This is a genomic window from Mitsuokella multacida DSM 20544 (assembly GCF_000155955.1).
GTDB lineage: Bacteria > Bacillota > Negativicutes > Selenomonadales > Selenomonadaceae > Mitsuokella > Mitsuokella multacida.
Window position 1 is genome coordinate 863,324 of sequence record NZ_GG697141.2, and the last position, 11,846, is coordinate 875,169.

The following is an 11,846-nucleotide window of genomic DNA, read 5'->3' on the forward strand; positions in this document are numbered from 1 at the left end:
GGCCGCCGCCTCCTCATCACTTGCATGAACGGGGAATCCCGCGGTACAATCAAGAGGGTATGCGGGCTGCCTGCCCCACCTTCTCTTCCAGACCTTCTCATCCATCCTAGAAAGGAGCATATAATTGATGGAACTTCGCGTACAGCAAGCCAGGGCGATCGTCCATGAAATCAATACGGTCCTGCCGCAAAAGATCAATCTGATGAATAAAGATGGCATCATCATCGCCAGCACAGACCCAGAGAGAATCCATACCTTCCACGGTGGAGCAGCTCGCGTCATACGGGAAAACCTCGACGAGCTGCGCATCTATCGGGAAAACGAGTACCCCGGCACACGGCCGGGCACGAATTTCATGCTGCAGGTAGAGGGCGTCCCCATTGGCGTTCTGGGCATCACGGGCTCATATGAGAGCATCCTGCCGATTGCCAATGTCATCCGCAAGATGACGGAGCTGCTCGTCCACGAACAGGAATACCAGCGGATGCAGACACACCTGCAGTACCAGCGCCACCTCTTCCTGCAGGAACTCCTGGAGCACAGCGAGACCTTTCTCTCGAAAGAGCAGATTGAGCGCGCGCGCCTGCTCGATATCGACCTCAGCGTGCCGCGCCGCATCGTCGTAGCAGATCTCGACAGCCCCGTCTCACCCGAACGCCACAACGAGGTGTTCTCGCAGCTCGAGATGGAAGCGCAGCGCATCGATGCAGCCTGCCGCGCCATCTCCACCAATCAGATGATTGTCTTCCTGACCGACATCCGCCCGCAAGAACAGCTCCGCTCCTTCGCCGAGAAGCTTTTCGTGTACGCCAAGAGCCACGGGATAGGGCTCTGCCTCGGCCTCGACTCCCCCGCTCCCGACAACACGAGGCTCCGCCAGGCCTTCGAGCAGGCACGCAAAGCGCTCTACTCCTGCCATCGCAAGGGGACCGTGCACATCAAGGGCTACGATGAGATCAACATGGAGCTCTTTGCCGACTTGATCCCACTCACAGCAAAGCGCGAGTATGTCAAAAAGATTTTTCACGGCTACACCCCACTGGAGCTCGCCGATGCCGTACACACCTTGGAATGCTTCTTCGAGCACGATGGGTCCATCATCCGCACAGCCGACGCGCTCTACATCCATAAGAACACGCTGCAGCAACATCTGAGAAAGATTGCTGCGCGCACCGGATACGACCCGCGTTCGCTGCGCTCCAGTGCCGTCTTCTACGTCGTGCTCTACTTCTATCAGGACATCCATCTGGCAGGTTTTCCAACATGAAAGCATGTGCCGGTATGGATGCAAGGTTTTATATCATTTGACTATTCGGAATATATCGTCTTGCAATAGTACGTAAACTATAAATATAAAGAAATATATGTTCTGCATACCATATATTTCCCGCTCTCGCCAATGATATACTATAAGAGGATCCTATCGAATCATGTGAAATATATATCACAGATGTCAAAGAAGTCCATTCTCATCTATCATCGAAGGAGGTTTTATCATGACAGGCATCCCACTTCTCATCACATTTTTCCTGGCCATCGTGCTCATGATCGTCGCGATCTCTAAATGGAAGATTCATCCCTTTCTCTCATTGATGGGCACCTCCCTCCTGCTGGCCATCGTCGTCGGTCTGCCACTTGCCAAAATCCCGGGCATCATCGGGGCTGGCTTCTCTGGCACGTTTGCCAGCATCGGCATCGTCATCATCCTCGGCGCCCTGATTGGCCTGATCCTGGAACACACGGGGGCCGCCATCCGCTTGGCCGATGTCGTCATCCGTTGTGTCGGCGAGAAGCATCCACAGCTCGCCATGATGCTCATGGGATGGATTGTCTCCATCCCGGTCTTCTGCGACAGCGGTTTCGTCATCCTGAATCCAATCCGCAAGGCCATCTGCAAGAAGATCAAGGGAATCAGTCCTGTAGGTATGGCCGTCGCGCTCTCTGGCGGCCTCTACACGTCGCACGTCTTCATCCCGCCGACGCCAGGGCCAATTGCAGCAGCGGGCTCGCTCGGCGTCGCCGACAATCTCGCCGCCGTCATTCTCGTCGGTATCTGCGCTTCAATCCCAGCACTCTTGGCTGCCTATCTCTTCTCGCTCCACATCGCCAAGAAGAACATCTCCGTCAAGGAGACGAACGAAGAGAATGCCCTTGCCGAAAAGGACTACGATGAGCTCGTCAGAAGCTTCGGCCAGCTGCCAGGTGCGGCCGCATCCTTCGCCCCCATCGTCATCCCGATTCTCCTCATGGCCTTGGGTTCCATCGTCACGATGGCTGGGATGCAGGGCGTCATGGCAACTGGCATCAAATTTCTCGGCACTCCGATCATCGCTCTGACCGTCGGCCTCATCCTGGCAGTCTACCTGTTGGCCTCCACGGGCAAGATGAAAGATTTCTACGATGTCACAGACCAGACCATGAAGACCGTCGGCCCAATCCTCTTCATCACGGCAGCCGGCGGCGTGCTCGGCAAGGTCATCACGGCCGCAGGCTTCGTGGAATTCATGAAAGCCAATGCCGACTTTCTCGCCAGCGTCGGCATCTTCTTCCCCTTCCTGATTTCAGCCATCCTCAAGACGGCACAGGGCTCCTCGACTGTCGCGATCACGACGACTGCCGGCATCATGGGCATGTTCTCGGATTCAGCCTCCATGATGACCGCACTGGGTCTCAATACGGAAATGGCCGCTCTGCTGACCGTCATGGCCATCGGTGCTGGTGCTATGACGGTATCGCATGCCAACGACAGCTATTTCTGGGTTGTCACGAACTTCACAGGCATGGACCCGCAGGACGGCTACCGCACGCAGACCATGATGACGTTCATCGTCGGCATCGTCTCGATGGCAGCTATCTTCCTGGCCTCGCTCGTACTGCTCTGATCTCCTGCACATGACACGCAAGCTCCAGAAAAATTTACCCGAAAGAAGGATCGATATGAACATCGTCATTGCAATCGACTCATTCAAAGGATGCATCTCCTCCATGGATTCCGGCAGGCTTCTGCGGAAGACCATCCTGGATGTCTATCCAGAGGATGATGTCGCGGTATTCCCCCTGGCCGATGGTGGCGAAGGAACGGTGGATGCCATGGTGCAGGGCCTGCACGGCCGCATCGTCCCCGTCACTGTGACGGGACCGCTGGGCACCAAGATTGAGAGCCGCTATGGCCTGCTGCCCGATACAAAGACGGCGGTCATCGAGATGGCGGATGCCTCGGGGCTCACACTCGTGCCACCGGAGAAGCGCAATCCACTCCACACCACGACGTACGGACTCGGTGAACTCATCCGCGCGGCCCTCGATGACGGCTGCCGCCGCTTCATCATCGGCATCGGCGGCAGTGCGACGAATGACTGCGGCCTCGGCATGCTCACGGCGCTCGGGTTCCGCTTCCAGAAGGCAGATGGAAGCCCGGCAGGCATCTTGGGCGGAAGTCTTGCCGCCGTCGCGGCAATCGATGGCACAGCTGCCGACACTCGTCTCGCAGACTGCACCTTCGAGATTGCCTGCGACGTCACGAATCCGCTCTGCGGGCCTGCGGGATGCTCGCGCGTCTTCGGCCCCCAGAAGGGCGCGACGGAAGCGATTGTCGCGCGCATGGATGGCGACATCCATCACTTTGCTGCGTTGGCCGAAGAAGCCTGCGGCACGGCAGGCCAAGACATGCCAGGTGCCGGTGCCGCAGGCGGTCTCGGCTTTGCCTTCCACGTCTTCCTGAACGGCAGGCTGACCCCCGGCATCGACCTCATCCTCTCTGCCATCGGCATCGATAAGTCCTTGGCCAAGGCTGACGTGCTGGTCACGGGTGAGGGACGCATGGATCAGCAGACCGCCATGGGCAAAGCGCCGGCCGGTGTGGCACAGCTTGCTAAGGCATGCCAGCCGCACTGCCTGACGTTGGCGCTCTGCGGCTCAGCCACGCCTGAAGCAGAACGCGTCAATGCGCACGGCATCGACGCGTACTTCCCCATCCTGCATGCGCCCATGACCCTCTCTGAGGCCATGGACCGCGCGACTGCCGAGCGGAATCTCCGCCAGACCATCCAGCAGGTCATGCACCTGATCCACAAGGCCGCAGGGATTTCAGCCTGACGAACCACTATAAACCAAAAAAGCTCCCGCCCGCAAGACGTTCTTGCGGACGGGAGTTTTCTCGTTGCTCAGCGGTCCTGGACGAAGTGGATGAATTCTTCCGTCGCCTGCTGGCTCGGCAGCTTGACCGTGTACATCTGGTTGCCCATCTGTGGGACCATCATCTCCGGCATGCGCTCGCACATGACCATGTCCTTGCCATAGCGCTGCATGACCTCTTCATGGCTGTGCACGTAGCGGTAGCAGTCGCGGCGGCCGGCGTAGACGCAGTAGCAGTGCTGGCCGGAGTCCGGCAGGATGCGGCGGTCCGTCGTGACCATGTCGGCCCAAATCTGGTAGACATCCGTCGAGTGCGCGTAGTTCATCATGTCCGGCGTGTAGCCGCCCGCTGGGCGCATGTTGACCTCAAGGCCGACGAAATCGCCCTTCTTGCCAAGGCCTTCCTTGTCCTCGGCGAGGCAGAAGAACTCGAGATGCACGAAGCGGCTGCGCACGCCAAACGCCTTGACCGTCGCACGACCAGCGCGGCGAAGCGCCTCTGGTACGTCAGCGGCCGTGTAGTAGGCGAGATCGAGCTGCTTGAGCACAATGTCCATGATGGATGGCGGCCAGGCCGTCGTCGACTCGAAGAGCGGCTCAGAGTGCGAATCGAGGATCGCATCGTAGGAGAAGATCTGGCCGTTGATGAATTCCTCCATGACGTACGGCACAGACTGCGGCTTCGTCGCGTAGAAGTACGCGAGCTCATCGTCGCTGTGAAGCTTGTAGGTATCGCAGGCGCCGACGCCGTTGTCCGGCTTGACGATGACCGGGTAGCCGACCATGTGCGCGAAGTCACGGCCTGCCTCAAACGTCGTGACCTTGTGCAGGCGCGCCGTCGGCACCCCCGCCTTGGCGTAGTACGCCTTCATGGCCGACTTGTTCTTGATGCGGTCAATGTGGTCGTACTGCTCGCCCGTCGTCACGTGGAAATCCGTGCGCAGGCGCGCGTCCTGCTCGAGCCAGAATTCGTTGTTCGACTCAATCCAGTCAATCTTGCCGTATTTGAACGTGAAGAAGCCCACAGCCCGCACCATCTGCTCGTAGTCGTCGAGATGCGGCAGGTAGTAGTACTCCGTCAGCGCATTCTTGAGTTCGTCTGAGAGCGCATCGTAGGGGCTGTCGCCAATGCCGAGTACATTGACGCCGTTCTTCTTGAGGCGGTCACAGAAATTCCAGTAATGTTTCGGGAAATGCGGCGAGATAAAGATAAAGTTCATTCCTACAAGATTCCTTTCTCTTTCACAGGTTCAAGATTATTCTATACCTCTACTGCCATCAGCCCTGCTCACCGAGGACGTACGGCAGGAAATAGCGCAGCTGCTTCTTCCACCAGCACCAGTCGTGGTCGACATCGTAGCCCCAGAAGTCCACCCAGGCATGAATGCCCTTGCCCGCGAAGATGTCGCGCATGATGGCCGTCGTGCGGCGCCCCTCGTCCTCCCAGCGGCCCTGGCCGACGCAGAGCACGATCTTCTTCTGGTTGTAGAGGGAGATGTACGGATGGTCCTCCGGCAGGTTCGCGAGGAAGTCGACGGGCGAGTTCTGGTAGAGCGTCCCGTCCTCCCAGCCGTCGAAGAAGAACTTCGCATCGTAGACGCCCGAGAGGGACATCATGCCCCCAAAGAGATCCGGGCGGCGGAAGAATACGATGGCCGCGTGCAGGCCGCCGAGGCTGCAGCCGATGGCAATGGGCAGACGGCCCGTGCCATTCTCCGTGCGGATGAACGGCAGGACTTCCTCGATGAGGTAATTGTAGTAATCCTCCTGACGCGCGGCGCGCCAGCCCTTGTCGCCCCAGACGTTCGACCAGGTCTCACGGTCCACCGTGTCGACGGCGAAGAGCTGGATCTTGCCCGCCTCGATCTCCGGCGCCACCGTGTCAATCATGCCGAAGTTCTCGAAGTTGTCGCACATCGAATCCTGCGTCGGCAGGATGAGAAGCGGCGTGCCCGCGTGGCCATAGACGCGGATGTTCATCTCGCGCTGCAAGCGATCGCTGTACCAGGATCTATATTCTCGCTTCATAAGTATCACGTCCTATTTTCATTTCACATTTATAGTTTCTTAGTTTAACAACATTACATAAAAAAGTCAACCTTAGAAAAAGTCCGTCCACAAGGGACGGTACTCCTTCTACGAATATTCAGTACACCTCAGCGGCTGAAGAAGACGGTGACGAGGCGCTCGAGTGCTTTCTGGTCGGCTGCCCCCATCGTCTCGCGCGCCGAGTGCATCGCGAGGATGGCCGCGCCGACGTCCATCGCGCGCATCGGCATGTTGGCCGTGAGCATCGAGCCGAGTGTCGAGCCGCCGCGGATGTCCGAGCGGTTGAGGAACATCTGGTATGGGATCGCGTGCGCCTTGCAGAGCGCCTTCGTCACCGCGATGGCCTCCGCATCGCCCGCGTACGCCTGGCTGCAGGCCGCCTTGATCGTCACGCCGCCGCCGAGCCGCGGCGCATTCGTTGGGTCCGCCTTCTCGGGCGCATTGGGATGCAGCGCGTGCGCGACATCGAGCGAGAGCAGGAAGCCATGCGCAAGGTCTGCAAAGTACGCATCCTGCCCGTAGCCGAGCGAGCTGTAGAGCCGCATGAGGATGTTCGGCAGCGCGAAGGAATCCGCGCCCTGCTTCGTGCAGCTGCCGACTTCCTCGTTGTCGAACAGCGCGATGCACTGGATGCCGTTCTGGCTTTCGCCATGCAGCAGGCCCTCGAGGCAGGCGTAGACCGAGGTCATGTTGTCGAGCCGCGAGGCCGAGAGGAATTCGTTCTTTGCGCCGAAGCGGCACGGCGCATCCGTCGGATAGGCCGTGAGCTCGTACGAGAGGATGCGCCCGCGTTCGAGATGGCATTCGTCCGCGAGGAAATCGAGGACCGCATCGTGCGCGCTCTTGCTGTCATCCGAGCCAGACATGCCGAGCATCGTGAAGAGCGGCAGCATGTCCTTCTGTGGGTTGAGCGTCTCCCCTTCGTTGACCTTGCGGTTCATGTGGATGGCAAGATGCGGTATCGTCAGAAGCGGCCTGCCGATGTCGACGAGGTGCACCTCCGGCGTGTACGGGTCTGCGCCCGCGAGCACGACCTTGCCCGCAAGCGACAGCGGCCGGTCGAGCCACGAACTCCTTATCATGCCGCCGTAGACCTCGACGTTGAGCGTGCCATAGCCCTTCGCTGCGATGACCGCTGATGGCTTGACACGCAGGCACGGGAAGTCCGTGTGCGCCGTCGCGATGTGCAGGTGCGCGCGCGGGTCCTCTCCGATGCGGAAGGCCACGAGCGTCGAGTCAAAGACGCGCACGAGATACGATTTGCCCGGCTGCAGATGCCAGGCCTCCCGCGGGTCGAGCTCCACAAAGCCCGCCTCGTGCAGCAGCTCCGCGCCTGCCTGCACCGCATGGAACGGTGAGACCGCCCGCTGCAAAAATGAAAGAAAATCCAAGATAATCACTCCTCTTCTTTCATGGATATTCTTCTCCATTATAGCACCCCTGCCATTTGTCGGCATCAAGGCAGCAAAAAGAGCAGCTGCCCGATGCCCGATACGATAAGGGGGGCTGGGAAGCTGCTCCGCAAAGCATTATTTGCCGATTCTATTCTGCTTTATTTGATGAAGCCGACCTGCTTGGCGATCTCCTCGTAGACCTTGTCCTTGCGCTCGTTGAAGATGACCTTGTTCTCCTCGAAGAGGTTGTGGCCATGCGTGTCGATCGAGACAATCAGCGGGCCGAATTCCTTGACCTTGCAGGTCCAGAGCGTCTCCGGCATACCGAGGTCCTTCCAGTTGGCCGAGAGGATCTTCTCGACACAGGTGGCCGCTACGACAGCACAGCCAGCTGGGAAGACGCAGTGCAGGGCCTTGTTGTCGCGGCAGCCGCGCATCGTGCCAGCGCCCATGCCGCCTTTACCGATAATCAGGCGGACGCCCGTCTCCTTGATGAAGGCCTCTTCGAACTTCTCCATGCGCATCGAAGTCGTCGGACCGACCGTGACCATCTCGTAGTCATCCTCGCCGCGCGGGCGGATGATCGGGCCAGCGTGCAGGATGGCGCCGTCGCGGATGTCGACGGGGAGCTTCCTGCCTTCTTCGATGACGCGGCGATGCGCGACATCGCGGCAAGTCGTGAGCTCGCCCGTCAAGTAAATGACATCGCCAACATGGATGTCCTCGAGATCTGCTGCGCTGATTGGCGTCGTGAGTACTTTCTTAGCCATCAGAAATCCACCTCCGAATGCGAATCGATCGTGTAGTTGAGTTCCTTGTCAAAGACGATGTGCCCGCGGCGGTGCGACCAGCAGCCGACATTGACCGCGACGCCGATGACCGACGGATGGCGCGCGCTGTTCTCGATATTGACGCCGAGCACGGAGTTCTTGCCGCGCAGGCCCTGTGGACCAAGGCCGATGGCGTTGATGCCGTCCTCTAAGAGCTGTTCCATTTTCGCCGCCTTCGGGTTGGGGTTGTGCGAGCCAATGCGGCGCATAAGCGCTTTCTTCGACTGCAATGCCGCGACCTCGACCGACGTGCCGATGCCGACACCGACGAGCAACGGCGGGCAGGCATTGAGGCCGTAGCTCGTCATGACGTCGAGCACGAATTTCGTCACGCCTTCATAGCCCTCGCCCGGCATCAGGACCTTCGCATGGCCCGGCAGCGAGCAGCCGCCGCCTGCCATGTAGGTGTAAATCTCGCAGTCATCGCGGCCCGGTGCGATGTCCCAGAAGATGGACGGGATGCCCTTGGCCACGTTCTTGCCCGTGTTGTACTCGTCGAACGTCTCGACAGCATTGTGGCGCAGCGGTGCGTCCTTTGTCGCCTGCACGACAGCCTCGCGCAGCAGGTCCGGCAGCTCCGCCATGTACGGGAATGCCGTGCCGCACTTGATGAAGAACTGCAGCGCACCCGTGTCCTGGCAGCTCGGACGGTTAAGCTTCAATGCGAGCTCCTGGTTGCGCTCCATCGTCTGGTAGATGGCCTTCGCCAAAGGTTCCTCTTCCTGTTTGGCGAGCTCCTCAATCTTTGCGCGTACATCATCCGGCAGCCGCTTGCCCGTAAAAGCCACGAATTTTGCCATGATGTCCGTCATGTGCCTTACGGCTTCTTCTCTTTGCATCGTCACCGCTCCAATCTTTCAACCGTTTTTCAACAACTTCCGCCAGAGTGACGGCATTCGTTGTCCTTGCCTTCTTAATCTTTATTATAGCCGTCTCATCTCTATAGGTCTAATACCAATATCACTATATATAACATAGGCTATATCCTATATATTGCGATACTATATTGCGATAAAAAATACCCTGTCCATCATGGAACAGGGTATCACGAGCCTTGTCATCCTCTGATAAAGCGCAGCAGGAGCCAGGCCGCCACGCCGATGCCTGCGGCCACGAAGAGGACCGGTACTGCCACGAAAATCAGGAAGGCCACGACGGCTGCGCCGCCGACGACGAGCGCTGCCTTTGTCAACCAACTCATAGAGCCCGCGGTGCTGAATGTGTGAATGCGGATGCCGCTGCCGCGCAAGTCATCGTCACGGCCATAGCGGTCATGCGGCTCCTCAACGTGCTGCTCGCCGCTATCCTTACGCTCCTCGATTGTCACACCCTGATAATCCCGCGCTTCATCCTCCGACATCACCCGCACGCGCGGTTCTTCTGCTGACTCACCTGTCTGATTCTCACGTTCCTGCATAATGCACCTCTTTCTCTACATATTCTTGTGTCATCGATTTATCTCGCCGGTCTACAACGGCATGTCTGTTTCCTGTCATTTTCCTGTCATTCCCGGAACGATTCCCCCTGCCCCGATGCTATATAGATGCGATATAAACGATATATAAAAAATTCGCTAAAACCATACAGATTCCCTCCTCATCAGCTCAGATAGAGTGAGGAGACGGTACCCTCTTCCGTGAGATAGCGCGGGTCGAAGCGCGTGCAGTGGAGACGCTGGCGCAGAGCTGCGATGTGGCGGCGGATATCTTCGTGGTCGGCACCGAAGATATCGTAGAGCTCAGGGATGTTCTCGAAGTCGAGGCCGTTGATTGTGCCGTAGCAGAGCAGGCAGGCCGTCACGATGGCTGGCATCTCCTCCGGGTACGAAGCGGGATCGGCCACGGATATGTAGTCCTCGAAAAGCTTGCAGATGAGCTGGGTCGAGAAGACGCTGAAGCCCATCTTGAGCGCGACTTCACGCAGGACCTGTTCTTCTGCCTCGAAGCTCCTGCGGATGTCGAGGTTGACCGGCAGGGGCTTCGGTGCCTTGCGCAACGGCACGACGTTGAGCTGCGCAAAGTTCGCCATGATGTTGAGCGTGTGGCGAACGGCCACGGCATCGCGCTGGAAAAAGTCATCGAGTGTCGCATCGGGCTTCTGACAGCGGAAGAAATCGAGCTGGCGCAGGATGATGTCTTTCATGCGGCGGCGCAGCTTGTCGCTGGCCGGCAGCGACGTCACATAGTTGAGCATCATGACACCGCGCGCATGAAGATGGCCGAAGAAGATCATGTGCTCGGCATCGGGGAACATCCAATCCGGGTCCGGCAGGTCGATGCGCTCATCCGTGAAGAGGTTGCAGCAGGTCACAAAGTCATCCTGGACACCCTCGACATAGAAGACGGTGAATTTCGCCTGCAGCAGGTCGCGGATGATGTCCTGCTCCGTGATTGTCAGCCTTGCCTTCTCGTGTTGGAAGAAGTAGCGCAGGGGAATCTCGTCCGTCTCAATCATGTGGTAATCGAACAGGAAGTAATCCCAAAAACTCAGCCAGTACGCCTCCTGCTCTGCCGTCAGGCTCCCTTCCTCAGGAACATTCACATACTCCGGGCCCGAATAGAGCAGCAACGCGCGGTTCATATCGCGCAGGAACGCCTTGCCGTGGAAATACGTGCCGACGCGATGCAGAAGGTCATCGAGCATCGCATTGAGCTTGTCGACATCCTCTTCCGTGACGTTCTCTTGATGATTCAGCGAGCTGTAGAACTCATCCTGCGAGCGGCGCGGCGGCATGGTGAACTTGCCATTTTCGTAGACAGAGGCGCGAGCATCCTGCAGATAGACGAGCTCATCCTCATCCTCGTACTTCGTGTGGTAGTAATCATAGAAGTCCGCCACGATATCGAAAAATGAGTTGACGTCTGCTTCGCTGAGCTCAAAATCCGCATCCGATTGCGCCAGACGGTAGAGGATTTCCTGATAGTCGTAGACCGTCAGCGAGGAGAAGGAATAGAGATGCATCTGCTCGATGTACGTGATGAGCATGCGGACAGCTGCCCAGATTCTCTGGAGCGCCCGATCATCTGCACCCTGCCAAGCGTGCTTGCGCAGGTACTTCTCCAAGAAGTCCTGGGCAAGTATCGGTTCTGCATCGACGTTGTTTTCATAGAAGTGCTCTACGAGTGCATAGACATTGTTCATGACGGTCGTCCCTCAATCTTCTTTCAATCGTTCTTCGTTCTTTCGTAATGACTTTCTCATTATACCACATTCGATTTCTGAGCACAAAAAAAGCTCCGCCTCAGCGGAGCTCTTGCTTAACCGGCAACTTCCTATCCTCCCAGTCCGTCTCCAGACAAGTACTTTCGGCCTCTGAATGCTTAACTACTGTGTTCGGTATGGGAACAGGTGGAACCATTCAGGCATCATCACCGGATATTCTATTTGAATGCTTGCACATTCAAAACTATACAGAAGAAACTACTTTGCGAACATTTCA

General features: G+C 58.0%; 10 protein-coding genes and 1 rRNA gene. 3 read left to right on the forward strand and 8 right to left on the reverse strand.

The annotated features are described in order from the left end of the window. Nucleotides 1-127: 127 nt before the first annotated feature. The 3 genes from MITSMUL_RS03980 (at nucleotide 128) to MITSMUL_RS03990 (ending at nucleotide 4,095) form a co-directional block, all read left to right on the forward strand. The gene (locus MITSMUL_RS03980; protein ID WP_005840187.1) at nucleotides 128-1,267 is read left to right on the forward strand and encodes a CdaR family transcriptional regulator; all 1,140 of its coding nucleotides are present in this window, start codon (nucleotides 128-130) and stop codon (nucleotides 1,265-1,267) included. 229 nt (nucleotides 1,268-1,496) lie between these two features. After that, nucleotides 1,497-2,882, forward strand: coding sequence for a GntP family permease (locus MITSMUL_RS03985; protein WP_005840191.1), 1,386 nt, complete (start codon nucleotides 1,497-1,499; stop codon nucleotides 2,880-2,882). A 55-nt stretch (nucleotides 2,883-2,937) separates the two neighbouring features. Continuing rightward, nucleotides 2,938-4,095: a glycerate kinase family protein gene (locus tag MITSMUL_RS03990; RefSeq protein ID WP_040635435.1), complete on the forward strand. Its 1,158-nt coding sequence runs from the start codon at nucleotides 2,938-2,940 to the stop codon at nucleotides 4,093-4,095. 68 nt (nucleotides 4,096-4,163) lie between these two features. Here MITSMUL_RS03990 and MITSMUL_RS03995 read toward each other — a convergent pair whose 3' ends face one another. The 8 genes from MITSMUL_RS03995 to rrf form a co-directional block, all read right to left on the reverse strand. Next, complete coding sequence (locus MITSMUL_RS03995; RefSeq protein ID WP_005840195.1) at nucleotides 4,164-5,354, reverse strand: ATP-grasp domain-containing protein; 1,191 nt, start codon at nucleotides 5,352-5,354, stop codon at nucleotides 4,164-4,166. A 58-nt stretch (nucleotides 5,355-5,412) separates the two neighbouring features. Continuing rightward, a complete protein-coding gene (locus MITSMUL_RS04000; protein WP_005840197.1) occupies nucleotides 5,413-6,162 on the reverse strand; it encodes an esterase family protein in 750 nt (249 codons plus the stop codon). Nucleotides 6,163-6,290: 128 nt separating this feature from the next. Next, nucleotides 6,291-7,613 carry a M18 family aminopeptidase gene (locus MITSMUL_RS04005; RefSeq protein WP_005840199.1) on the reverse strand — a complete coding sequence of 441 codons (1,323 nt, stop codon included), beginning with the start codon at nucleotides 7,611-7,613 and terminating at the stop codon, nucleotides 6,291-6,293. A gap of 122 nt (nucleotides 7,614-7,735) precedes the next feature. Continuing rightward, complete coding sequence (gene ttdB, locus MITSMUL_RS04010) at nucleotides 7,736-8,347, reverse strand: L(+)-tartrate dehydratase subunit beta (RefSeq protein ID WP_005840201.1); 612 nt, start codon at nucleotides 8,345-8,347, stop codon at nucleotides 7,736-7,738. After that, complete coding sequence (gene ttdA / locus MITSMUL_RS04015; RefSeq protein WP_005840203.1) at nucleotides 8,347-9,246, reverse strand: L(+)-tartrate dehydratase subunit alpha; 900 nt, start codon at nucleotides 9,244-9,246, stop codon at nucleotides 8,347-8,349. The genes ttdB and ttdA overlap by 1 nt, the downstream gene beginning before the upstream one ends. A gap of 218 nt (nucleotides 9,247-9,464) precedes the next feature. After that, nucleotides 9,465-9,824, reverse strand: a complete 360-nt coding sequence (locus MITSMUL_RS04020) for a hypothetical protein (RefSeq protein WP_005840207.1) — start codon at nucleotides 9,822-9,824, stop codon at nucleotides 9,465-9,467. Between the two features lie 182 nt (nucleotides 9,825-10,006). Then, nucleotides 10,007-11,548, reverse strand: a complete 1,542-nt coding sequence (locus MITSMUL_RS04025) for a hypothetical protein (RefSeq protein WP_005840211.1) — start codon at nucleotides 11,546-11,548, stop codon at nucleotides 10,007-10,009. A 118-nt stretch (nucleotides 11,549-11,666) separates the two neighbouring features. After that, nucleotides 11,667-11,783: ribosomal RNA gene (gene rrf, locus MITSMUL_RS04030) — 5S ribosomal RNA — on the reverse strand. Nucleotides 11,784-11,846 lie beyond the last annotated feature (63 nt).